The following is a 24,250-nucleotide window of genomic DNA, read 5'->3' as shown; positions in this document are numbered from 1 at the left end:
TTACTTGTCCAGCAGTTTCAGGATCCTGTCGGTGATGTCGATGCGCGGACTCGACCATGCCGCTTCCTGGAGCACGGCATCGAGTTTTTCCTGCTCGGCGATCTGCTCGATCAGCTTGTAGGCCCTGGTGGCGATGGCCGCGCGCTCTTCGCTCTTGCGTTGCATGAGGTCTTCGGTGAATTCGCGGTTCATGCGCTGCACGTCTTTTTCCATGTCGAACAGTTCGCGCGCGCGGCGGGTGCGCTCGATGTCGGTCAGGCGCGGCGCGTCGGCGTCGAACTTCTCGCTCATCTGCTTGAACTTGGCCATCAGCTCTTCGTTCGCCTTCTGGCGCTTCGAAAACTCGGCCTGGATCTTAGCGTCGGCCGCCTTGGCCATCTTCGACTCGGTCATCAGGCGCTCGGTGGTCACGAAGCCGATCCGGCTCGGGGCCGTCTGCGCCCCGGCCAGCGGAGCGGCGCATAGGGCCGCCAGCAGCAGCACGGGGGGCAAGATGCGTGGCAGCAAGGCTATCGGATTTTTCAACATGGTTCTCCGCGATGAAAGGATGGTTGCCGACAGGCGCGTGGTCAGAAGCCCGTGCCCATCTGGAACTGGAAACGCTCGAGCTGGTCGCCCGGTTTCGCGTTCAGGGGCTTAGCATAACTCAAGCGCAGCGGACCGACCGGCGAAATCCAGGACAGGCCGATACCGGCCGAATAGCGCAGCTCGCCGAGGAAGATCTTCGACTTTTCCTGGAACACCTGGCCGCCGTCGGCGAAGGTGAACCAGCGCAGGCTGCGGTCCTTGGTATTGCCCGGGAACGGGAACTGCAGCTCGACGTTCCCGATGACGCGCTTGGAGCCGCCGATGGCGTCGCCGAAGACCGGATCGACCACGCCCAGCGTCGAGCTCTCGTAGCCGCGCACCGAACCGATGCCGCCCGCATAGAAGTTCTTGAAGACCGGATACGAACTGCCGCCCAGGCCCTTGCCGTAGTCGATTTCGCCGCGCAGCGCCAGCGTCATCCACGAGGTGAGCGGACGGTACCACTGCTGCTCGTAGACCACGCGGAAGTATTTCGAGTCGCCGATGGCGTCGATCTCGAAGTTGGCGCGCTGGTAGCGGCCGATGCTCGGGGTCACCGCGCTGTCGCGGCTGTCGCGGCCCCAGGCCGCGGTCAGCGGGATCGACACGCTCTTGCCGGTGCCGATACCGTTCGCCGGCCCGCCGTTCTGGGCCACGAAGTTGCGGTACAGCGCCGGGCTGGTGCTGTCGGTCTCGAGCGAGGTGCGCTCGAGGCCGGCGCCGAAGTAGACGGTGTCGGTCTCGGAAAACGGCACGCCGAAGGTCATGTTGCCGCCGGTCTGGCGCACCGTGTAGGAACCGATGTTCGACAGCGGCGGACGGGTCGTGCGCAGGTAGAGCTGGAAGGAGCGCGAGACGCCGTCGTCGGTGAAATACGGATTCGTGTTCGAGAACGCGATCGTGCGGCTGTACTTCGAGGTGTTCAGGTCGAGGCCGACGGTCTGGCCGCTGCCGGCGAAGTTGGCCTGCTGGATCGACGCGGTGAAGGTGAATTTCTCGGCCTGCGAGAACGAGCCGCCGATCTGGAAGTTACCGGTCGGCTTTTCCTCGACCGTCAGGTTGATGTCGACCTGGTCGCTCGTGCCCGGCGACTCCGGCGTGTCGACCTTCACGTCCTTGAAGTAGCCGAGGCGGTCGACGCGGTCGCGCGAGAGCTTGACCTTGTCGGCGTCGTACCAGGCGCCCTCGAACTGGCGGAATTCGCGGCGGATCACTTCGTCGCGGGTGACGGTATTGCCGGCGATGTTCACGTGGCGCACGTAGGCGCGCTTGCCCGGGTCGACGACGAAGGTGAAGGCCACCTGGCGCTTCTCGCGGTCGATCTGGGGATCGGCGCTGACGTTGGCGAAGGCATAGCCGAAGGTGCCCAGGCGCGCGGCGATGCGCTTGCTCGACGCTTCCTGCAGGGCGCCCGAATACGGCTTGCCCGGCTGCAGGACGATCAGCTTGCGCAGCTCTTCCTCGCGCCCGAAGGTTTCGCCCTCGAGCTTGACGCCCGAGACGGTGTATTTCTCGCCTTCGGTCACGTTGATCGTGAGGTAGATGTCCTTCTTGTCCGGCGTGATCGACACCTGGGTCGATTCGACGGTCGCCTCGAGGTAGCCGCGGTCGAGGTAGAACGACTTGATCGCTTCCAGGTCGCCCGTCAGTTTCGTCTTCGAATACTGGTCGGCCTTCGAATACCAGGTGAACCAGCCGGAGGTGGACAACTGCAGCACTTCGCGCAGTTCCTTGTCCGAGAAGGCCTTGTTGCCGACGATGTTGATCTGGCGGATGCGCGCCATGTCGCCTTCGTCGACGTTGAACATGACGTTGACGCGATTGCGTTCGATCGGGGTGATCGTGGTCGTGATCTTCACGCCGTACAGGCCGTGCGACAGGTACTGGCGCTTGAGTTCCTGCTCGGCGCGGTCGACCGCGGCCTTGTCGTAGATTTTCGCTTCGCCGACGCCGATGTCCTTGAGCGCCTTGACCAGCATGTCCTTCTCGAATTCCTTGGTGCCGGTGAAGTCGACCGTGTTGATGGCCGGACGTTCCTCGACCAGCACCACCAGCACGCCGTTCTCTTCCTCGAGGCGGATGTCCTTGAAGAAGCCGGTCGCGTACAGCGCCTTGATCGCGGCGATGCTCTTGCTGTCGTCGAAGGTCTCGCCCACGCGTACCGGCAGGTACGAAAACACGGTGCCGGCCTCGGTACGCTGGATGCCTTCGATGCGGATGTCCTTGACGACGAACGGATTGACGGCGAACGCCTGGCCGGCACACAGCGCCAGCACGGCTGCGCCGATCAGGCTGCGGCGAATGAACGGCAGGGCAAAACGATCTGGTTGTGATTTCATTGGCTAATCAGTCATTGGACAACGTACATATTCTTGTTTGCCGGTGGCGCGCTGCCGCTAGCGCACTAGAGCCGCTGCGACAGGTCATTGAAGATGGCGAGCGCCATCAGCATGAACAGCAGGGCCACCCCCGCGCGCTGTGCGAGTGCGTGGACCCGCTCGGGCAGGGGACGCCCGGTCAAAACTTCCAGCGAATAATACAGCAAATGGCCCCCATCCAGCATCGGAATTGGTAACAGATTCATGACGCCCAGGCTCACGCTGACGACCGCGATGAAGCCCAAAAAGGTCGCCAGGCCCAGGCGCGCGGTCTGTCCGGCGTAGTCGGCGATCGCGATCGGACCGGTGATGTTCTTGAGCGAAGCCTGCCCCGTGACGATCTTGCCGATCATCTTGAAGGTCAGCGCCGTCATCTCCCAGGTACGGCGCGCGCCCTTCACCACGGCCTCCACCGGTCCGGCCTGCACCGTCACGCGCTCGATGGCGGGCGCCAGCTGCACGCTCGCCAGCCCCTGCCCTTGCGCGTCCTTCTCCGGGGTGAGCGCCAGCGCCAGGGTGCGCCCGCCGCGCCGCACCTGCAGCTGCATCGCCCGTCCCGGCGCCGCGCGCACCGCCTGCACGAAATCGGCCGCGTGCGCGAAGGGCTTGCCGTCGGCGCCCAGCACGACGTCGCCGGGCTGCAGGCCGGCGCGCGCGCCGGCCCCGCCCTCGACCGCTTTTTCCACCTGCGGCATGCCGACCCAGACTTCCATGCCGAGCGCCGCCATGACATCCTCGTCTGGCCCGGGCTCCTTCATGGCGCTCGCCGGAATCGTGGCCGCGTACTGGCTGCCGTTGGCGGCGCGCACGTCGACGCGGGCGTCGAGCCGGTCGACCGCAGCGCCCATCATCCGCCAGCGCAGGTCGGACCAGCCGGCGACCGGCTCGCCGTTGACGGCCGTGATGCTGTCGCCGCCGCGCAGGCCGGCGACATACGCCGGCGTGTCGGCCGCCATCGGGCGCAGCTTGGTGGCCGGTTCTTCGGCGCCGTGCATGAACAGGGCGGCGAACAGGGCGATGGCGAGCAGGAAGTTGGCGACCGGGCCGGCGGCGACGATGGCGATCCGTTTCCAGACGCTCTGGCGCGTGAAGTCGCGCGCCAGGTCCTTCTCGTCGGCCGGGGCGGTGGCCGGATCGCGGCTGTCGAGGAACTGCACGTAGCCGCCCAGCGGCAGCGCCGAGACGGCCCACTCGGTCCGGTCCGGACCGAAGCGGCGCGACCAGACCACCTTGCCCATGCCGACCGAGAAACGCAGCACCTTGACGCCGCAGGCGCGCGCCACCCAGTAGTGGCCAAGCTCGTGGAAGATGATCAAGGGGCCGAGCGCCAGCAGGAAGGCGACGGCGGTGTACAGGAAGCCCATGTTCAGCTCCGGCAAAGGGTGGCGACGATGTCGGCGGCGGCGGCGCGGGCGCGCGCATCCTGGGCCATGACGGCATCGATGTCGTGGGCGGCGCCGTGCTCGTTCTCGTCCATCACGCGGCGCACCACGCGGTCGATGTCGCGAAAGCCGATGCGCTCGTCGAGGAAGGCTTCGACCGCGATTTCGTTGGCCGCGTTCAGCAGCGCCGGCGCCGTGCCGCCGGCGCGCAGGGCGTTGAAGGCCAGCGCCAGGCAGGGAAAGCGTGCGTAATCGGGCTTGTGGAACTGCAGCGCGCCCATGGCGGTCAGGTCGAGCTGGGCCACGCCCGAATCGATGCGCTCCGGGTAGGCCAGCGCGTGCGCGATCGGGGTGCGCATGTCGGGATTGCCGAGCTGGGCCAGCACGGAGCCGTCGACATAGGACACCATCGAGTGGATCACGCTTTGCGGGTGGATCACGACCTCGATCAGGTCGGCCGGGACGCCGAACAGCCAGTGCGCCTCGATCACTTCCAGGCCCTTGTTCATCATCGTGGCCGAGTCGACCGAGATCTTGCGGCCCATCGACCAGTTGGGGTGCTTGCAGGCTTCGAGCGGCGTCACCGCTTCCAGGGTGTCGACGGCGCGGCCGAGGAACGGGCCGCCGGAAGCGGTCAGCAGGATCCTGGCCACGCCGGCATGCGCGGGCGCGCGCGCATAGTCGCCGGGCAGCGACTGGAAGATGGCATTGTGCTCGCTGTCGATCGGCAGCAGGACCGCCTCGTGCTCGCGCACGGCATCCATGAACAGCTGGCCCGACATGACGAGCGCTTCCTTGTTGGCGAGCAGGATTTTCTTGCCGGCGCGCGCGGCGGCCAGGCTCGGGGCCAGGCCGGCGGCGCCGACGATGGCCGCCATCACGGTATCGGTGTCGGGACTGGAGGCGATCTCGCACAAGGCCGCTTCGCCATAGGCGACGTCGATGCCGAGGCCTGCGATGCGGCGCGTCAGTTCCGCGGCCGCTTCGGCCGTGCCGACGACGGCGCGGCGCGGACGAAAGCGGCGGCACTGGGCGGCCAGTTCCTCGACGCGGCTGTGCGCGGAGAGCGCGTAGACCGCATACTGCTGCGGATGGCGTGCGAGCACGTCGAGGGTCGAGACGCCGATCGAGCCGGTGGCGCCCAGGATGGTAATGCGTTGCATGTCAGGACTCCTTACAGCCAGGCGCCGATCAGTGCCGCCAGCGGCAGGACCGGCACCAGGGCGTCGATCCGGTCGAGCACGCCACCATGGCCGGGCAGCAGGTTGCTGCTGTCTTTCATGCCGGCGCGGCGCTTGAGCTGGGATTCGAAGAGGTCGCCCACGATGCTGGCGGCGACGATCAGGATCAGCACGAGCCAGGTCGCAGCCCAGCCGAGGCGGGCGTGGACGCGGATCGGGAAGGTGCCGGCCAGCTGCTCGCCGGCCAGCACGATGGCCAGCGTGGCCAGTGCCAGCACGGCGATGCCGCCGCCGATCGCGCCTTCCCAGGACTTGCCCGGAGAGATCGACGGCGCCAGCTTGCGCCTGCCGAAGGCCTTGCCCGAGAAGTAGGCGAAGATGTCGGCGCACCAGACGATGACGAGCACCGACAGCAGGTAGAGCGGCGAATAGGCGTACAGGGCGACGATGGCCGCGAAGCAGCCGACCAGCGCGACCGCATAGGTCAGGCTGAGCAGCGTGTTGCCGACGCTGTCCAGTGGCGGCAAGCCGGTCTTCAGGCTCGGCGCGAAGCGCAGCGCCCAGGCCAGCACGCTGATGACGAACCAGAAGGTCTGGGCCGCGCCCTGGGTGTTGAAGAAGAAGGTCCAGGCGAAGGCCGCGGTCCAGGCCAGCGCGACGATCGCTCCCTTGTTCGACTTCGGATTGAACAGGCGGAAGGTTTCCCAGATCGCGGCGCCGAAGAAGGCGGTCGCCACCACCGCGAACGCCGTGAAGTTGTTGGAATACAGTACTGGCAGGAGCACTGCCAGCAGCACGAGCGCGGTGAGGATCCGGGTTTTGAGCATCAGGTTTTGCTGGCTACTTGTTCGCCCGTGCGGCCGAAACGGCGCTCGCGGCTTTGATAGGACGCGATCGCCGCGTCCAGCGACTCGACCGAGAAATCGGGCCAGTAGGTGTCGGTGAAATACAGTTCGGAATAGGCCAGCTGCCACAGCAGGAAGTTCGAGATGCGCTCTTCCCCGCCGGTACGGATGAACAGGTCCGGCTCGGGCGCGTAGGCCATGGCCAGGTGCGGCGCCAGCATCTCTTCGGTGTAGTCGAGCACGCCGGGGTTGGCGGCGACCATCTTGCCGGTGGCCTGCATGATGTCCCAGCGCCCGCCGTAGTTGGCGCAGACGGTGACGGTCAGGCGCGAATTGCCGGCCGTGCGGCGCTCGGCATTGGCGATCATCTCGCGCAGCTTGGCGTCGAAGCGCGACAGGTCGCCCACGACCTTCAGGCGGATGTTATTGGCGTGCATCTTCGAGACTTCACGCTCGAGCGCGGTGACGAACAGGCGCATCAGGAGCGAGACTTCTTCCTGCGGCCGGCGCCAGTTTTCGGACGAAAACGCGAACAGGGTCAGGTATTCGACCCCGCGCATCACGCAGGCTTCGACTACGCCGCGCACCGCTTCCACGCCCTTGACATGGCCGGCCACGCGCGGCAGCAGGCGCTTGGTCGCCCAGCGGCCATTGCCGTCCATGATGACGGCGATATGGCGCGGAACGGTCGGCACATCGGGAACTACGGTCGTCGAACTCTTAAAGATCATAAATCCATTGCCATCACGGCGCGTACGATAAAAAGATAAAAGGGCAGAAGGTAAAAAGGCGGACCCTGCCCGTAATTGCCCGGCCATGGTCCGCATCCTGCGTCAGTCACCCCTGCCTGCCGCGTCCGGAGCGCGAGCGGCCCGCCATCTTACACGGTCAGGACTTCTTTTTCCTTTTCGGCCACCATCTTGTCGATGTCGGCGACGAACTTGTCGGTCAGCTTCTGGATCTCGTCCGAGGAGCGGCGCTCGTCGTCTTCGGACGCCGTCTTGTCCTTGACCATTTTTTTCAGCTGTTCGTTGGCGTCGCGGCGAATGTTGCGCACGGCAATCTTCGCATCTTCCGCTTCCGACTTGACCAGCTTGACCATTTCCTTGCGGCGCTCTTCGGTCAGGGCCGGGGTCGGTACACGCACCAGTTCGCCGAAGGTCGACGGATTCAGTCCCAGGTCGGAATCGCGGATCGCCTTTTCGATGGTGCTCAGCATCTTCTTTTCGTAGGGCTGCACGCCGATCGTGCGCGCGTCGATCAGGGTCAGGTTGGCCACGCCCGTCAGCGGGGTCGGCGAACCGTAGTAGTCGACCATGATGTGGTCGAGAATGCCGGTGTGCGCGCGGCCGGTACGGACCTTGGCCAGATCGGACCGCAGGGTCTCGATCGACTTCGTCATGCGCTCCTGCGCGTTCTTCTTTACGTCAGCTAAGGACATGCTGCTCTCCTGTTGTTCGTTGGTTCAGCTTGGTTTCGCCGATGGTTAAACATGCACCAGTGTACCTTCGTCTTCGCCCATGATCACCCGTCGGAGGGCGCCCGGCTTGACGATCGAAAACACCTTGATCGGGAGTTTCTGGTCACGGCACAGCGCGAACGCGGTGGCGTCCATCACTTGCAGCTGCTTCGAGATCGCCTCGTCGAACGAGATCGACTCGTAACGGGTGGCGCTCGGGTCTTTCTGCGGATCGGCGGTGTAGACGCCATCGACCTTGGTTGCCTTGAGCACGATCTGCGCGCCCACTTCGGCGCCGCGCAGGGCCGCCGCGGTATCGGTGGTGAAGAAGGGGTTGCCGGTGCCGGCGGCGAAGACGACGACCTTGCCTTCTTCCAGGTACTGCAGCGCCTTCGGCCGCACGTAGGGCTCGACGACCTGGTCGATGCCGATGGCCGACATGACGCGCGCGGTAATGCCGACATGGCGCATCGCGTCGGCCAGCGCCAGCGCGTTCATGACCGTGGCCAGCATGCCCATGTAGTCGGCGGTGGCCCGGTCCATGCCCTGGGCGCCGGGAGCGACGCCGCGGAAGATGTTGCCGCCGCCAATCACGACCGCCAGCTCGACACCCAGCTTCGCCACTTCCGCGATGTCGGCGACCATGCGATCGATGGTGACGCGATTGATGCCAAACTGATCGTCGCCCATCAGTGCTTCGCCAGACAGTTTCAGGAGGACTCGTTGGTAGGCTGGTTTTGTCATGATGAAGCGCTCTCCTATGTGTTGGTTCGAATTCGGTTCCGGCGCCAGGCTCGTGGCCTGGCGCCTCATCTGCGAATGTACAGATGGCGGCGAAACTGGCGCGCACGCTCGGGTGCGAAGGTGCGTGCCGCCGCCCATGCGGGACGGGCGCGCGCGCCCTGCGAACCCGGCCTCGGTGGAAGCGAAAATACTGCCTTCCAATAAACGACCAGGTTAAAAAAACGGGCCTTGCGGCCCGCTTTCGCATTACTGCTTGTTGGCAGCCATCTGTGCCGCGACTTCGGCTGCGAAGTCGTCGACCTTCTTCTCGATGCCCTCGCCCACGACATACATCGTGAAGCCCTTCACCGTGGTGTTGGCGGCCTTGAGCATCTGCTCGACCGACTGCTTGTCGTTCTTCACGAACGTCTGGTTCAGCAGCGAGACTTCCTTCAGGTACTTCTGGACCGAACCTTCGAGGCGCTTGGCCAGGATTTCCGGCGACTGGGCAGGCTTGCCGGCGGCGGCGGCCGCGTCGGCATCTTCCTGGGCCTTCAGCTGGGCGACCGAACGCTCTTTCTCGATCAGTTCGGCCGGCACGCCGTCCGACGACAGGGCGACCGGCTTCATCGCGGCGATGTGCATCGCGACGTCCTTGCCGACCTGCTCGTCGGCGCCTTCGTAGTCGACCATGACGCCGATACGGGTGCCGTGCAGGTAGGAGGCGAGCTTGCCGGTGGTGTCGAAACGCTGGAAGCGGCGCACGGTCATATTCTCGCCGATTTTACCGATCAGTGCCGAACGCAACTGGTCGAAGGTCTGGCCGCCGACGTCCAGGGCAGCCAGGGCGGCGACGTCGGCCGGATTCTGCTCGGCGACCAGCTTGGCCGCCAGGTTGGCCATGGCCAGGAAGTCGTCGTTCTTGGCGACGAAGTCGGTTTCGCTGTTGATCTCGACCAGCGCGCCGATGTTGCCGGCGATGTAGCTTGCCACCACGCCTTCGGCGGTGACGCGTGCCGAGGCCTTCGATGCCTTGCCGCCCAGCTTGACGCGCAGGATCTCTTCGGCACGACCCATGTCGCCTTCGGCTTCGGTCAGGGCCTTCTTGCATTCCATCATCGGTGCGTCGGTCTTGGCGCGCAGTTCGCCAACCATCGCTGCAGTAATCGCTGCCATGTCTTTCTCCTAAATGTGTTCATTGGTACAAACGCCGCAGCATTTGCACGAGCTTTAATACTGGAATCCGGTACTTAAAAAAAGGGGTGCGCAGCCACGGCCCGGCACCCCTTCTGTGCAATGGCAGGCGCGCGGCCTGCCTGCAATTTATGCCTGCTCGGAGACTTCGACGAAGTCGTCGCCGCCGGCCTTGGCCATCTCGGCGACTTCGTTGGTGGCGTTGGCACGGCCTTCCAGGATCGCATCGGCGACGCCGCGTGCGTACAGGGCGATGGCTTTCGACGAGTCGTCGTTACCAGGGATCACGTGGGTGACGCCTTCCGGCGAGTGGTTGGTATCGACCACGCCGATGACCGGGATGCCCAGCTTGCCGGCTTCGGTGATGGCGCCCTTGTGGTAGCCGACATCGACGACGAAGATCGCGTCGGGAACGCCGCCCATGTCCTTGATGCCGCCGATCGACTTCTGCAGCTTGACCATCTCGCGCTCGAACATCAGCGCTTCCTTTTTCGACAGCTTCTCGACCGAACCGTCTTCGATCTGGGCTTCCATGTCCTTCAGGCGCTTGATCGAGGTCTTGATGGTCTTGAAGTTGGTCAGCATGCCGCCGAGCCAGCGCTGGTCGACGTAAGGCACGCCCGCACGCTGCGCTTCGGCGGCGATCAGGTCACGCGCCTGGCGCTTGGTGCCGACCATCAGGATGGTGCCGCGGTTGGCCGAGATCTGCTTGATGGTCTTCATCGCATCCTGGTACATCGCCATGGTCTTTTCCAGGTTGATGATGTGGATCTTGTTGCGATGACCAAAGATGAACGGCGCCATCTTCGGGTTCCAGAAACGGGTCTGGTGGCCGAAGTGGATACCGGCTTCCAGCATTTCGCGCATAGTAACGGACATGTCATTCTCCAGGGTTAAGTCTTGAACATCGGCCAGTCACCTCGAGGGCACCCTTTGAGGCCGATTTCGCGATTTGTATAAAATAAATTGAACTGATTTGACAACATTGCAAGGCCTCAGGCCAAGCAACCCGGGATTCTAGCCGGATTCGGCGGGTTTTTCAAGCGTAACAATGCATGCGCGGCCGGGCCCGGCCCGGCCCGGCGCCCCGCCTCCTCGGCAGCGCGCCCCGCAATCCCTTATAATCAGGCGATCATGGCAAGGCCCTGGCGGCAAGACCCGCCGCGCCCGCCCCCCACGCCGTTCATTGAACCGATACCGATCCTTATGTCCATCTCCATCAAGACTCCCGACGAAATCGAAGGCATGCGCCTGGCCGGCCGTCTCGGCGCCGAAGTGCTCGACTACATCACGCCCTTCGTCAAGGCCGGTGTCACCACCGGCGAACTCGACCGCCTGTGCCACGCCTACATGACCGACGTCCAGGGCACGGTGCCGGCGCCGCTCAATTACGCGCCGCCCGGCTACCCGCCCTTCCCGAAAGCCGTCTGCACCTCGATCAACGACGTCATCTGCCACGGCATTCCGGGCGACAAGGTCCTGAAAAGCGGCGACGCCCTGAACATCGACGTCACCGTCATCACCAGGGACGGGTTCCATGGAGACAACAGCCGCATGTTCCTGATCGGCGAACCGTCGATCCTGGCGCGCCGCCTGTCGGAAGTGACCTACGAATGCATGTGGCTCGGCATCGCCAAGGTAAAACCCGGCGCCTACCTGGGCGATATCGGCCATGCAATCCAGCAGCATGCCGAAAAGCACGGCTACAGCGTGGTGCGCGAATTCTGCGGCCACGGCATCGGCCGCGTGTTCCACGAAGAACCGCAGGTGCTGCACTATGGCAAGCCGGGCACGCTCGACAAGCTCGAACCGGGCATGATCTTCACGATCGAGCCGATGATCAATGCCGGCCGCCGCGAGATCAAGGAAATGCCGGACGGCTGGACCATCAAGACGCGCGACCGCAGCATGTCGGCCCAGTGGGAACACATGATCCTGGTGACCGAGACCGGCTACGAAGTGCTGACCACCTCGGCCGGCACCCCGCCGCCGCCGGCCATCGTGCTGGGCGCCCAAGACGCCGTGCCGGCGTAAGCGCCATGTCCGCCGCCCTCGATGACGCCAGGCCCGAACTGAAGGGCCGGCTGAAAGCGGAACGCCAGGCCCTGTTCGCGGCATTCCGCGAGGACGGAAAGCCCGAAAAGCTGCTGCGCGGCCTGCGCCAGGCGGTCGACGACATCCTTGCCGACGCCTGGGTCGCCGCGCGCCTGCCCGAGCACACGGCCCTGGTGGGCGTGGGCGGCTACGGCCGCGGCGAGCTGTTTCCCCACTCCGATGTCGACCTGCTGATCCTGCTGGGCGCGCCGGCCGACGCGATCACCCAGGCCCGGCTCGAAGCGCTGGTGCAGCTGCTGTGGGACCTGGGGCTGGAGATCGGGCACAGCATCCGCACCGTCGACGAATGCCTGAGCGAATCGGGCGCCGACATCACGGTGCAAACCAGCCTGCTCGAAGCGCGCCTGGTGACGGGCGACGCGGCGCTGTTCGCGCAGCTGCAGGCGCGTTACCAGGAAGCGCTCGACCCGCAAGCCTTCTTCCAGGCCAAGACCGCCGAGATGCGCCTGCGCCACGCCAAGCACGAGTACACGGCCTTCGCGCTCGAACCCAATTGCAAGGAAAGCCCGGGCGCGCTGCGCGACCTGCAGGTCATCCTGTGGGTGGCGAAAGCGGCCGGTCTCGCCAGTTCCTGGAGCCAGCTCGCCGCGCGCGAACTCATCACGCAGGACGAAGCGCGCCAGCTGATGGAAAAGGAGCGCGCCTTCAAGGACATCCGCGTGCGCCTGCACCTGCATACGGGGCGGCGCGAAGACCGCCTGCTGTTCGACGTGCAGACGGCGATCGCCGAATCGTTCGGACTGGCATCGGACCCGCCCGGCCCCGGCGCGCGCCGCGCCAGCGAATACCTGATGCAGCGCTACTACTGGGCGGCCAAGACCGTCACCCAGCTCAATACCATCCTGCTGCAGAACATCGAGGCGCGCCTGTTCCCCCAGCCTTGCGAGCCGGTGCGCATCGACGACCGCTTCAACGACGTCAACGGCTTCATCGACATCGCCCGCGACGATACCTTCGAGACCGCGCCGTCGGCGGTGCTCGAGATTTTCGTCGCCATGACCGAGCGCCCCGATCTCAAGGGCATGACGGCGCGCACCACGCGCGCGCTCTGGCATGCGCGCAAGCTGATCGACGACGCCTACCGCGCCGATCCGGGCAATCGCGCCAACTTCCTGCGCATCCTGAAGGCCCCGGTCGGCCTGGTGCATGCGCTGCGGCGCATGAACGAGTTCGGCGTGCTGGGCCGCTACCTGCCGAACTTCCGCAACATCGTCGGCCAGATGCAGCACGACCTGTTCCACGTGTACACCGTGGACCAGCACATCATGATGGTGGTGCGTAACCTGCGCCGCTTCACGATGGCCGAACACGCCCATGAATACCCGTTCTGCAGCCAGCTCATCGCCAACTTCCGCGACCGCTGGCTGCTGTACGTGGCCGCCCTGTTCCACGACATCGCCAAGGGGCGCGGGGGCGACCACTCGGAACTGGGCAAGGTCGACGCCTTCGAATTCTGCCGCGACCACGGGATCGGCGAGGCCGATACCGAACTGGTGGTCTTCCTGGTCGAGCAGCATCTCACCATGTCGCAGGTCGCGCAGAAGCAGGACCTGTCGGACCCGGACGTGGTCCAGGCCTTTGCCGCCTTGGTGAAGGACGAGCGCCACCTGACGGCCCTGTACCTGCTGACGGTGGCCGACATCCGCGGCACCAGCCCCAAGGTGTGGAACGCCTGGAAGGCCAAGCTGCTCGAAGACCTGTACCGCATCACGCTGCGCGTGCTCGGCGGCGAGCCGCATTCGGCCGACCGCGAACTGCGGATGCGCCAGCAGGAAGCGATGGCCACGCTGCGCCTGTTCGGCTTGCCGAGCGACGCGCACGAAGCCTTGTGGGACCAGCTCGACGTCGTCTACTTCCTGCGCCACGATGCTTCCGACATCGCCTGGCAGACGCGCTGCCTGCATGACAAGATCAAGAGCGTCAAGCCGGTGGTCAAGGCGCGCCTGGCGCCGGCCGGCGCGGGCTTGCAGGTGGCCGTGTACGTGAAGGACCAGCCGGATTTGTTCGCGCGCATCTGCAGCTATTTCGACCGCAAGAACTTCAGCATCCTCGACGCGAAGATCCACACCACGCGCGATGGCTATGCGCTCGACACCTTTCTCGTCACCGAGGAAAACTTCGCGAAGAACTACCGCGACATCATCAGCCTGCTCGAACACGAACTGTGCGAGCTGCTGGCCTCGACGGAACCGCTGCCGCCGCCGACGCGCCCGCGCCTGTCGCGCCTGTCGCGCCATTTCCCGATCGCGCCGAGCGTCGAACTGCGCCCGGACGATCGCGGCCAGTGCTACCTGCTCTCGGTGGCGGCCAACGACCGTACGGGCCTGCTGTACACGATCGCGAACGTGCTCACGCGCTACCGCATCAACGTGCACACGGCCAAGATCATGACCCTGGGCGAACGCGTCGAGGACGTCTTCCTCGTCGACGGCCCGAACCTGAACAACCCGCGCGTGCTGGTGCAGCTCGAAACCGAGCTGCTCGACGCGCTGGCGATCTGAACCACCCTATCTCACTTATCGACCGACACATGACCGAACCGCTCCGCCTTTCCAAACGAATGTCCGAACTGGGCCTGTGCTCGCGCCGCGAAGCCGACGAATGGATCGCGCGGGGCTGGGTACGGGTCGACGGCAAGGTCGTCGCGGAGCTGGGCAGCAAGGTGCTCCCGACCCAGCGCATCACCGTCGAGCGCCAGGCCGCGGCCGAACAGAGCAAGCGCGTCACCATCCTGATCAACAAGCCGATGGGCTACGTGTCGGGCCAGGCCGAGGACGGCTATACGCCGGCGGTGGCCCTGATCAAGCCCGAAAACCGCTGGCCCGACGACCCGGCGCCGGACACCTTCCACCCGACGCAATTGCGTTCGCTGGTACCGGCCGGGCGCCTCGACATCGACTCGGTGGGCTTGCTGGTGCTGACCCAGGACGGGCGCGTGGCCAAGCAGCTGATCGGCGAAACCACGTCGGTCGACAAGGAATACCTGGTGCGGGTCGAATACACGAAACCGGGCAAGCTGCCCGAGAGCGACTTGAAAAAACTGAACCATGGCCTGTGGATGGACGGCAAGCCGCTGCTGCCGGCCAAGGTGCGCTGGCAAAACGACGACCAGCTCAGCTTTACCTTGAAAGAAGGCAAGAAGCGCCAGATCCGCCGCATGTGCGACATGGTCGGCCTGAAAGTCATCGGCCTCAAGCGCGTGCGCATCGGCAAGGTAAAACTGGGGGACTTGCCGGTCGGGCAGTGGCGTTACCTGCGGGCGGACGAGCAGTTCTGACGCGGCGCGAAATGTTTCAATTACCCGTGGGAACCTGATATTCTCCCTGAGCGCGATGCTGGCCGAGGGAACAGGCGCCATGCTCGCGACCCAGCCGGTGGCCGGACTGCGGTCGCGCGCGTGGACCGACGGTCCAGATCGCGCAGGTCGCTTTCCGGGCCGCCAGCGGTCCTGCAACAGGAGAAGCAAGATGTACGTGCCGCCCCATTTCGATGAGACGCAGACCGACGTGCTGCATGAGCTCATCAAGCAGTATCCCTTGGGAATGCTGGTCACGCATGGCCCCGGCGGACTCGATGCCAACCATATACCGTTTGAATTCGACCCCAGGCAGGGCGCGATGGGGAGGTTGATTGCGCATGTGGCACGGGCCAACCCGGTGTGGCAGGACGTAGCCGATGGCGACGAGGTCCTGGTCGTCTTTCGTGCCGGTGACGCTTATATCTCGCCCAACTGGTATCCGTCCAAGCATGAAACGCACGCGCAGGTCCCGACCTGGAACTACCGGGTAGTGCATGCTTACGGACGGATTGCCATCCGTGACGACGAGCGCTCCGTCCGCGCGGTTGTCGGCCGCCTGACCCGCACCCACGAAGCGTCGCAACCCGTCCCATGGAAGATGACCGATAGTTCGCCCGAGTTCATCGACGGGCTGCTGAAGGCCATCGTCGGCGTCGAGATCGACGTTACGCGTCTTGTCGGCAAGTTAAAGCTGAGCCAAAACAAGGAACTTCGTGACGCGCAGGGCGTCGCCGAGGCCTTGAAGAACCGTGGGAATGCGGTCATCGGCAATGCCATCCTGGACCAGGTTGAAGTCAAGCTGAACAATCATTGAACGGCTGCTTCGGCCGGAACCGGACACGAGCAGCGCCTGCTCTCCTGCGTTTCGGCCGCGGGCGAGCCAGCACATCCGATCGGCGGGAGTCGGGATCTGTGCCGAAACCGCCCGCTCCCCCGCGCACGCTTGACTTCCCACGGAACGCCCTCCCCCGTTCCTGCCAGGATTGCATCTTCCTTTGCCGTCGCGTAGCATGCAACGGCTTGCCGACAGTCACGAGCTGAAGGCGACAGTCACTATATCAAGGGAGACAAATTGAAAACGGAAATCCTGCCGACCAGCCAGACCCGGTCCTTCATGACCGTCGCGCTGATCGAACTCTGGGAGCGCTTCGGCTATTACGGCATGCAGGCGCTGATCGTCTACTTCATGGTCCAGCGCATGGGCTTCGACGACAGCCGCGCCAACCTCGTCTGGGGCGCCGCCGCCGCCCTGATCTACGTCGCACCGGCCATCGGCGGCTGGATCGGCGACAAGGTGCTCGGCACGCGCCGCTGCATGGTGCTCGGCGCCATCATCCTGACCCTCGGCTACATGCTGATGGCGGTCCCGACCGTCAACACCTGGTTCCTGTTCTCGGCCCTCGGCGTGATCGTCGTCGGCAACGGCCTGTTCAAGCCGAACACCGCCAACCTGGTGCGCAAGATTTATGAGGGCGACGATTCGAAGATCGACAGCGCCTTCACGATCTACTACATGGCCGTCAACGTCGGCTCGACCTTCTCGATGCTGGCCACGCCCGCCATCAAGGACCATATCAACGCGGCCTATGGCAACGAACTCGGCTGGCACGTGGCCTTCGCCGTCTGCAGCGTCGGCCTGATCGTCGGCCTGCTCACGGTGATGATGATGCGCGCCACCATCAGCCACGTCGGCTCGCTGCCGGACGAATTGCCGCTCGACAAGCGCAAGCTGGCCATGGTACTGGCCGGCGGCGTGGTCGCGGTCGGCCTGTCGGCCGTCATCCTGCAATACCAGGGCCTGGCGCGCATGTTCGTCTACCTGGCCGGTTTCGTGGTGCTGGGCATCTTCGTGCACCTGATCCGCAAGAGCGCGCCGAGCGAACGCGCCGGCCTGATCGCAGCCCTGGTGCTGACGCTGCAGACGGTGTTCTTCTTTATCTTCTACCAGCAGATGAGCACCTCGCTCTCGCTGTTCGCGCTGCGTAACGTCGACCTCGACTTCAACGTGCTGGGCGCCCACCTGTGGACCTGGTCGCCGGCGCAGTTCCAGGCCCTGAACGCGATCTGGATCATGGTGCTCAGCCCCGTGCTGGCCTGGATCTACACCCGCGCCGGCCGCACCGGCAACGACCTGTCGATCGCCGGCAAGTTCGCGCTCGGCTTCACCGTGGTGGCCGCCGGCTTCTTCACCTATGGGTTCGCGGGGACGTTTGCCGTCAACGGCCTGACCTCGTCGTGGATCATGATTGCCGGCTACGGCCTGTATTCGCTGGGGGAGCTGCTGGTGTCGGGCCTGGGCCTGGCGATGGTGGCGCGTTATGTGCCGGCCCGCATGGGCGGTTTCATGATGGGCGCCTATTTCGTCGCGGTCGGTATCTCGCAATACCTGGGCGGCGTGGTGGCGAACTACGCCAGCGTCCCGCAAGGCATGACCGATCCGCTGCAGACGCTGCCGATCTACACCAGCCTGTTCAACAAGCTGGGCATCGCCGCCGTGGCCTGCACCCTGATCGCCCTCGGCGTGCTGCCGCTGATGCGCAAGTTGACTGCGACCCACAACGCGCACCAGTAACAATCTGTCTCAGTAGGAAGGAGCAAGGCGATGACGATGCTCACCACCGCCCGCCTGCGCCTCGAACCGATCGACGAGCGCCACTTCGACGGCTTGCAGGCCATGAACCGCTTGCCCAAGGTCATGCGATTCATCAGCGGCGAACCGGAAGCACCCGAGCAGACCCGCAAGATGATCGAGGTCGTCAAAGGCCGCTGGGCCCAGTACGGCTTTTCGTGGTGGGCCTTCATCGAACGCGACACCGGCCGCTTGGTGGGCGCGGGCTGCATCCAGTACCTCGGGCGCGATCCGGCCAACCCGCTGGAGATCGGCTGGCGCCTGGTTCCCGACCGCTGGGGCCGGGGCCTGGCCTCGGAAGCGGCGCGGGCAATGGCGCGCTTCGCCTTCGATACCTTGCATGCGCCGATCCTGACCGCGGTCTGCCTGCCGGAGAACGAGGATTCGGCGCGCGTGATGGCGCGCCTGGGAATGCGCCGGCGCGGCCTGGAACAGTGGTACGAACGGCCGCATGCGGCCTGGGAAATCACGCGCGCCGAGTGGCAGGCGCGCCAGGATGCCCCGGACCTCGACCGGAGATAGATGTGGATTTTTGCGAACGCAACCGGATACGTTCCAGGGCGGCGAGGTCTTAGACGCGTGCCCTCACCAGCGCCAGCAAGGCATCCGGATCGACCGGCTTGACCAGGTAGTGGTCGAAGCCGGCGAGCGCCGCGCGGGCGCGGTCCTCGGCCTGGCCATAGCCCGACAGGCCGATGGCGACCGGCTGCGCCGCGCCCGAGGCGCGCAGGCGCGTCATGACTTCGAGCCCGTCCATGCCCGGCAAGCCGATGTCGCAGACGACGACGTCGAAGGCGCCTTCGAGCAGGGCGTCCAGGCCGGCCTGGCCGTCGTGCGCCATGCTGACCTCGTGCCCTTCCAGGTCGAGGAAGGCTTTCAGGGTTTCGCAGGCGTCGGGATTGTCTTCGATGATCAGCACGCGGCAGCTGTTGGCGCCGGCGGCTTGCAGGACCGGCTGCGGCGGTGCCGTGTCCGGCAGCGCGCAGGCCGGCAGGCGCAGGGTGAAGCGGCTGCCCTGCTTGACGCCGGGACTGTCGGCCGTGATGGTGCCGCCGTGCATGGTGACCAGGTTGCGCACCACGTTCAGGCCGATGCCCAGGCCGCCTTCGGAGCGCGCCAGCGAACGCGGTCCCTGGGTGAACAGGTCGAAGATATGCGGCAGCACTTCGGGCGCGATCCCGGTGCCGTTGTCGCTGACGGTGATGACGATCTCCTCGCCTTCGAGGGCGGCCGCCAGGGCGATGCGTCCGCCGTCGCCCGTGTATTTCGAGGCGTTGCCGATCAGGTTGGACAGGACCTGGGTCAGGCGCACGCGGTCGCCGCGGGTGGCAAGTTCCTGCTCCGGCAGGTCGAGGTCGAGCGTCTGGTTGCGCTCGCCGATGCGCGGCAATACGGTTTCCAGGGCCTGTTCGATGGTGGCGGAGAGCGACAGCGGTTCCAGGTTCAGGGTGATCTTGCCGCTGCTGATGCGCGCGGCGTCGAGCAGGTCGTCGAGCAGGCAGGCCATGTGGTCGACCTGGCGCCGGATCACCCTGGTGAAATTGAGCAGCTGCGGGTTGGCATTGGCGTTGCGCTCCAGCAGCATCGAGGACATGCTGATCGGCACTAGCGGATTGCGCAATTCGTGCGCCAGCATGGCCAGGAATTCGTTCTGGCGCCGGTTGGCCGCTTCGGCATCGTCGCGCAGGCCCTGGGCGCTGATCGCCGCCACCACCAGGTTTTGGTTGGCTTCGCGCAGGCGGGCCACGCTCGTCTCGAGTTCTTCCTTGCCGCGCAAGGCGGTGCGCAGGCGCGCGACCTCTTCCTCCAGGCTGCCGATGTGGCGCAGCAGGGCGCCGGTGTAGGCGTCGGGCGGAGCCTGTCCTTCCCCGGAATCATGGGAACGTTGCATCGAGCCGCTTTCGTCTTTGTGAAACATTCCCGGTCCTCCTCATGCCGTCGCAATGGCGCGTGCCGAGCCGCCGCCGAAGACGCCGCTGACTTCGGTCGGAAGTTCGTCCACCACCAGGCCTTCGTCGGTGATCCGGTAGGCACGCAAGTCGTTGCTGTGCGCGGAGCCGCGCACTTTCACGACTGACATGAATTTTTCCAGCCTGCCGTCGACCTCGGCGTAGCGCAAGGCGACGATGGCATCGGTCAGGAACGGAATGTTCGCTTCGCCGAAGCGCAGTTCGCCGAAGAGATCGTTCAAGCCGATCGTGACCATTGCGCTCACACCTTGCTTGGCCACCTCCGACAGCAGGCGGAACACGGCCAGGCGCAGGTCGGCGTGGTATTCCGGCGCCATGTACAAGTCGAACTCGGACAGCGAATCGATCACCAGGCGGCGCGCGCCGGTACGCTCCAGGGTCTGCGCCAGCTCGTCGATCAGTTCGTCCACGGTGAGGTCGAGCAGGCGGGTTTCGATCACGGCGACGTCGCCGCTCTGGATCATTTCCGCCAGCTCGGCATTGCGCAGGCGCGGCGTCCCCTTTTCGAAGTAGACGGCCACGCCTTTCTCGCCCTGGCGCACGCCTTCCTGCAGGAAGCGGGTGGCGACGATCGTCTTGCCCGAGCCGGTGGGACCGGAAATGAGCATCGTATGACCTTCGGGCATGCCGCCGAGCAGCATGCCGTCCAGGCCAGGTATGCCGGTCGAGATGCGGCGCGGATCGCGGTCGATCGGGGTGCCCGGAAGGCGGTCGCTCGCCAGTGGCGGCAGGATGCGCGGGTAGGCGCGCAGGCCGGCATCGGTGATGCGGAAATTGTGCGATCCAGCCAGGTGGGCACGGCCGCGCATCTTGACGACCCGCATCTTGCGCACCATCGTACTGTGCTCGTGCACCTGGGTCAGTGCAAGCATGCCGTCGGCCACCGTCACGATCGGATTGGCTTCCGGATCGGAATGGACATATTCGCCGATCAGGAAGGTTGTCGCCTGCCAGCTGGTCATGCGCGTACCCAGCTCCTGGATGAAGAATTGCAGGTCGGAGACACCCTCGTTGCCGGACTTGGCAGTCTGCACCACCGAGCGGAAGGAATCGACGAAGACCAGCGCCGGCGAAAACGCTTCCACTTCGCGCATGATGCGTTCGAGCACGCCACTGAAATCGCCGCTGCGCAGGCTCTCGCTCAAGTTGACGTAGCGGATTGCCGGGCCGATCTTGCTCATGTCAAAGAACGAGAACTGCTGCTGGTAGCGCAGCATTTTCAGCGGGGGCTCGCCGAGCACGGTGAAGAACAGGGCGCGCCGTTCGGTGCTGGCAAGCGCAAACATGATCTGGTGCGCGAGCGTCGTCTTGCCGCTGCCCGGCGCGCCGGCTACCAGGTTGAACGAAAACTCGGGCAATCCGCCACCCAGCAGGATATCCAGTCCTGGTACACCGGTTTGCAAGAGCCCGAGGGCCACTTTATCGCTCATTTACTTCCGCTCCTGTCCATGCGTCTGCCCATCCCCGCCTACCTGTGCGACGTGTAACAGCTGTTTCGTTAGCGCTTCGCCGATCAAGGTGCCCAGCAGCGTGGTGAATGTCTCGAGCAGGGCGCCGTTCGCGGCCTCCGCGTGCTCGAGTCCTATCTCGTTCAGGGTTCTGGTCAGGGACGTAAACAGATCGGCCACCGGCCGGGCACTGTCGCAAGTGGACAGGCCCTCGAAGCGTGGGGCCGACAGGCGCAATGCGCGACCGAACAGGGCGCAAAAGCCACTTTCACCGATCAGGGGCGTCAGCTGATCGCTCAGGCGCAGCCAGGGCTGCACCAGTAGCGCGGCGCCTCCATCCTTGCTCGTGTGCGCCTCGCCAGGCGACAGGGGCCGCTGCCCGTGGTTGTGGTTCATGCTCGCTGTTGGGCTGTCGTTCGTTGTTTGTTATAGGTTTGTTGCCATCTGGCTGGCTGAACCGCAATTATAGAGGGTGAATTGACAATTTTATCCATCCCACGCGAAGACGGCATGAAGTCCTACGCAAGCGCACCCGTTGGAGAAAGTTTTGGCGCTGTCACCGTTACGTAAGGACGAGTCCCATTGCCGCTCGCAGGAAGCGCTCCGGTGACGCAATGCGCTCGCCATCGAGCGCCCGGCGCCAGCTCAGGTAATTCGGCAACTAGCGTGAAGCAACGCCATGGAAGCGTGCCAGCCATTGCCTGAATCGGCGCTGATAGGCGTTCACGTTTTGCACATGGACGGCGCCGCGGACCCGCTCGCCCAGGCGCAGGTGCACGTACTGGTGCGAGATCAAGGAAGCGATGACGCCAGCGAAAGCTGGTGTTGCGGTGCACGTCGACGTGCCTTGCCGACCTGCATACGCTCTTCGCGTCGAGCATCTGGCCCAGATAGTCGAGCCACTTGTCGCGCTGGCGCAGCCGGGAAAGGGGTGTTCCGGACAGGCGTGTGAAGGTCTTGCCGCAGGCGCGGCAAGCTGCGCCGTCGATCGCCTCGCAAACCCGGTCCAGCCCGAGCGAGGGCCGCAGCGCCTGCGCGAGGTGCGCGCGCTGGCGCCTCGTCAATGTACTCAATTGCCTTAGCCATAGTGTGAAGCGTCTTGCCTGCACGCCAGACTCCGCTCGATGGTCGAATGGCAGTTCGACCTCGCTAGCGCCCAGCAGTTCAATTTCTACACGTAGCGGTGACAGCGCCAAAATCTTTGGCGCCGGCATGCACGCTGAGACATAATGCCAGACAGCAAAATCGATACGGGGATAGCGAGATGATGAAACCGACCGTGGCCGGCGCGCTCTGCGCGGCAGGCATCCTGATGCTGGGGCAGGCAGGCGCCGTACCCGCCGCGCCCGCCGCGCCCGCCGCCCTGGCCGCGCCCAGGGCGGGCGCGCCGGAGGCGCGCTTCGCCGCCATCCACCGTGCCGAATGGCGGTGGCGCGTGCAACAGGGCCTGGTCCGCGGCGAATCCGAACGTGGCCGGGTCGACCCCGATTTCCCCCGCGTCGACGCAGCCTCGCAGCGAACGCGCCTGCAGCACTGGCAAAAGGTCATGGGCCAACTCGACGGCATCGACGCGGCGCGCCTGTCGGCGCCCGAACAAGTCAACTACCAGGTCTACCGCGCCCAGATCGCGGCCTTCGTCGAAGCGCTGCGTTTTCGCGAGTACGAGCAACCGGTCAATGCCGACAGCGCCTTCTGGACCGACGCCGCCTACGACGCCCGCCAGCCCTTTGCCGCGATTGAGGACTACCGCGCCTACCTGACGCGCCTCGGCCGGATGCCGCGCTACTTTGCCGAACAGGTCGGGAACATGCGCGCCGGCCTCGCGCGCGGCTTCACGCCGCCGCGCGTCACGCTGCAAGGGCGCGATGCGGCGCTGGCCTCGGTGGCCGGCGCCGCGCCCGAGGACACCGTGTTCTACCTGCCCTTCAAGAGCATGCCGGCCGCGATTCCCGCCGCCGAGCAGGCCGCGCTGCGTGCGCAGGCAATCGCCGCCATCCGCGAGCAGGTGCAGCCGGCGCATGCGGCGACCCTGGCCTTCATGCGCGGACAGTATATTCCGGGGGCGCGCGACACCCTCGCCGCCGAGCGCCTTCCGGACGGAAGGGCTTATTACCAGTCGAAGATCGCCGAATTCACGACGACCGGCATGACGGCCGAGGAGATCCACCGGACCGGGCTTGCCGAGATGGCGAAGATCCGCGCCGAGATGCTGCAGGCGATCGCCGCTACCGGCTTCGCGGGCGACCTGCCCGCCTTCCTGCATTTCCTGCGCACCGACCCGCAGTTCTACGCCAGGAGCGCCGAAGAACTGCTGATGCGCGCGGCCTGGATCGCGAAGAAGTTCGACGCCAGGGCGGACCAGTATTTCGGCTACCTGCCGCGCCGGCGCTTCGCGATCCGTCCGGTGCCGCCCGACCAGGCGCCCTATTACACGGCCGGCCGCGGCGGCCCCGGCGTCTACCTGGTCAACACCTACGACCTGCCCTCGCGCGCGCTCTACAGCCTGCCGGCCCTGACCCTGCACGAGTCGGCCCCGGGCCACGCCTTCCAGATGCCGGTCGCGCTGGAGCAAAAAGGCGTGCCACCCTTTCGCCGCGCCTACATTTCCGCCTATGGCGAAGGCTGGGCCTTATACGCCGAGCGCCTGGGTACCGAGATGGGCATCTACGAGACGCCCTACGAAGTCTTCGGCATGCTCAGCTACCAGGCCTGGCGCGCCGCGCGCCTGGTGGTCGACACCGGCATTCACGCCAAGGGCTGGAGCCGGGCCCAGGCGCAGGCCTACCTGCGCGAGAACACGGCGCTCTCGGAGCATGAGGTGACGACCGAAGTGGACCGCTATATCTCGTGGCCGGGACAGGCGCTGTCGTATTACCTCGGCCAGATGGCGATCATGGAGGCGCGCGCCAGGGCGGAACAGGCGCTCGGGGCGCAGTTCGACATTCGCGCGTTCCACGATACGGTCCTGCAGCTGGGGTCGGTGCCCTTGCCGGTGCTGGCCGGACGGATCGAGCGCTTCATCGCGGAAGGGGGAAAGAGCCCGTACCCGAAAGAAGGCTAA

At 65.4% G+C, this 24,250-nt stretch carries 20 protein-coding genes and 1 pseudogene; 7 read left to right on the top strand and 14 right to left on the bottom strand.

Features of this window, described 5'->3' with window-relative positions; all coding sequences use genetic code 11:
• From ACFPOU_RS12865 to rpsB, 10 genes are all read right to left on the bottom strand, one after another.
• Complete coding sequence (locus ACFPOU_RS12865; protein ID WP_379721745.1) at positions 1-528, bottom strand: OmpH/Skp family outer membrane protein; 528 nt, start codon at positions 526-528, stop codon at positions 1-3.
• A 41-nt stretch (positions 529-569) separates the two neighbouring features.
• Positions 570-2,906 (bottom strand): outer membrane protein assembly factor BamA, encoded by a 2,337-nt coding sequence (gene bamA, locus ACFPOU_RS12860; protein ID WP_379721742.1) that lies wholly within the window; start codon positions 2,904-2,906, stop codon positions 570-572.
• 65 nt (positions 2,907-2,971) lie between these two features.
• Complete coding sequence (gene rseP / locus ACFPOU_RS12855) at positions 2,972-4,309, bottom strand: RIP metalloprotease RseP (RefSeq protein ID WP_379721738.1); 1,338 nt, start codon at positions 4,307-4,309, stop codon at positions 2,972-2,974.
• Between the two features lie 2 nt (positions 4,310-4,311).
• Complete coding sequence (gene ispC / locus ACFPOU_RS12850) at positions 4,312-5,490, bottom strand: 1-deoxy-D-xylulose-5-phosphate reductoisomerase (protein ID WP_379721735.1); 1,179 nt, start codon at positions 5,488-5,490, stop codon at positions 4,312-4,314.
• Positions 5,491-5,501: 11 nt separating this feature from the next.
• On the bottom strand, positions 5,502-6,335 hold the full coding sequence (locus ACFPOU_RS12845) for a phosphatidate cytidylyltransferase (protein ID WP_379721732.1): 834 nt from the start codon (positions 6,333-6,335) through the stop codon (positions 5,502-5,504).
• The gene (gene uppS / locus ACFPOU_RS12840) at positions 6,335-7,084 is read right to left on the bottom strand and encodes a polyprenyl diphosphate synthase (RefSeq protein WP_379721729.1); all 750 of its coding nucleotides are present in this window, start codon (positions 7,082-7,084) and stop codon (positions 6,335-6,337) included. Before uppS ends, ACFPOU_RS12845 begins: the two co-directional genes overlap by 1 nt.
• A 149-nt stretch (positions 7,085-7,233) precedes the next feature.
• Positions 7,234-7,794 (bottom strand): ribosome recycling factor, encoded by a 561-nt coding sequence (gene frr / locus ACFPOU_RS12835; protein ID WP_193685467.1) that lies wholly within the window; start codon positions 7,792-7,794, stop codon positions 7,234-7,236.
• A 45-nt stretch (positions 7,795-7,839) separates the two neighbouring features.
• The gene (gene pyrH / locus ACFPOU_RS12830; RefSeq protein WP_379721725.1) at positions 7,840-8,556 is read right to left on the bottom strand and encodes a UMP kinase; all 717 of its coding nucleotides are present in this window, start codon (positions 8,554-8,556) and stop codon (positions 7,840-7,842) included.
• Between the two features lie 246 nt (positions 8,557-8,802).
• Positions 8,803-9,711: a translation elongation factor Ts gene (gene tsf / locus ACFPOU_RS12825; RefSeq protein ID WP_379721722.1), complete on the bottom strand. Its 909-nt coding sequence runs from the start codon at positions 9,709-9,711 to the stop codon at positions 8,803-8,805.
• Positions 9,712-9,858: 147 nt separating this feature from the next.
• On the bottom strand, positions 9,859-10,608 hold the full coding sequence (gene rpsB, locus ACFPOU_RS12820; RefSeq protein WP_379721719.1) for a 30S ribosomal protein S2: 750 nt from the start codon (positions 10,606-10,608) through the stop codon (positions 9,859-9,861).
• Positions 10,609-10,935: 327 nt separating this feature from the next.
• On the opposite strand from rpsB, the gene map reads away from it, so the two are divergent.
• From map to ACFPOU_RS12790, 6 genes are all read left to right on the top strand, one after another.
• Entirely contained in the window at positions 10,936-11,763 is an 828-nt protein-coding gene (gene map / locus ACFPOU_RS12815; protein ID WP_379721716.1) for a type I methionyl aminopeptidase, read from the top strand.
• 5 nt (positions 11,764-11,768) lie between these two features.
• The gene (locus tag ACFPOU_RS12810; protein WP_379721713.1) at positions 11,769-14,345 is read left to right on the top strand and encodes a [protein-PII] uridylyltransferase; all 2,577 of its coding nucleotides are present in this window, start codon (positions 11,769-11,771) and stop codon (positions 14,343-14,345) included.
• Between the two features lie 29 nt (positions 14,346-14,374).
• A complete protein-coding gene (locus ACFPOU_RS12805) occupies positions 14,375-15,121 on the top strand; it encodes a pseudouridine synthase (RefSeq protein WP_379721710.1) in 747 nt (248 codons plus the stop codon).
• A gap of 190 nt (positions 15,122-15,311) precedes the next feature.
• Positions 15,312-15,956: an FMN-binding negative transcriptional regulator gene (locus ACFPOU_RS12800; protein WP_379721707.1), complete on the top strand. Its 645-nt coding sequence runs from the start codon at positions 15,312-15,314 to the stop codon at positions 15,954-15,956.
• A 258-nt stretch (positions 15,957-16,214) separates the two neighbouring features.
• On the top strand, positions 16,215-17,714 hold the full coding sequence (locus tag ACFPOU_RS12795) for a peptide MFS transporter (protein ID WP_379721704.1): 1,500 nt from the start codon (positions 16,215-16,217) through the stop codon (positions 17,712-17,714).
• A 30-nt stretch (positions 17,715-17,744) separates the two neighbouring features.
• Positions 17,745-18,293 carry a GNAT family N-acetyltransferase gene (locus tag ACFPOU_RS12790; protein WP_379721701.1) on the top strand — a complete coding sequence of 183 codons (549 nt, stop codon included), beginning with the start codon at positions 17,745-17,747 and terminating at the stop codon, positions 18,291-18,293.
• A 49-nt stretch (positions 18,294-18,342) separates the two neighbouring features.
• On the opposite strand, the gene ACFPOU_RS12785 is transcribed toward ACFPOU_RS12790, so the two are convergent.
• The 4 genes and pseudogenes from ACFPOU_RS12785 to ACFPOU_RS23850 all read right to left on the bottom strand — a co-directional run bounded on the left by ACFPOU_RS12785 (position 18,343) and on the right by ACFPOU_RS23850 (position 22,298).
• Positions 18,343-19,662, bottom strand: coding sequence for a hybrid sensor histidine kinase/response regulator (locus ACFPOU_RS12785; protein WP_379721698.1), 1,320 nt, complete (start codon positions 19,660-19,662; stop codon positions 18,343-18,345).
• A 39-nt stretch (positions 19,663-19,701) separates the two neighbouring features.
• Positions 19,702-21,171: an RAD55 family ATPase gene (locus ACFPOU_RS12780; protein WP_379721695.1), complete on the bottom strand. Its 1,470-nt coding sequence runs from the start codon at positions 21,169-21,171 to the stop codon at positions 19,702-19,704.
• On the bottom strand, positions 21,172-21,585 hold the full coding sequence (locus tag ACFPOU_RS12775; RefSeq protein WP_379721692.1) for a hypothetical protein: 414 nt from the start codon (positions 21,583-21,585) through the stop codon (positions 21,172-21,174).
• 166 nt (positions 21,586-21,751) lie between these two features.
• A pseudogene (locus ACFPOU_RS23850) lies at positions 21,752-22,298 on the bottom strand (transposase).
• A 155-nt stretch (positions 22,299-22,453) separates the two neighbouring features.
• Between ACFPOU_RS23850 and ACFPOU_RS12765 the strand changes: the two are divergent.
• A complete protein-coding gene (locus ACFPOU_RS12765; RefSeq protein WP_379721689.1) occupies positions 22,454-24,250 on the top strand; it encodes a DUF885 domain-containing protein in 1,797 nt (598 codons plus the stop codon).

This window comes from Massilia jejuensis (genome assembly GCF_042656795.1).
In the GTDB taxonomy this organism is placed as follows: Bacteria; Pseudomonadota; Gammaproteobacteria; order Burkholderiales; family Burkholderiaceae_D; genus Telluria; species Telluria jejuensis.
The sequence above is the reverse complement of the archived record's forward strand: the minus strand, read 5'-3'. Positions and strand labels throughout refer to the sequence as shown.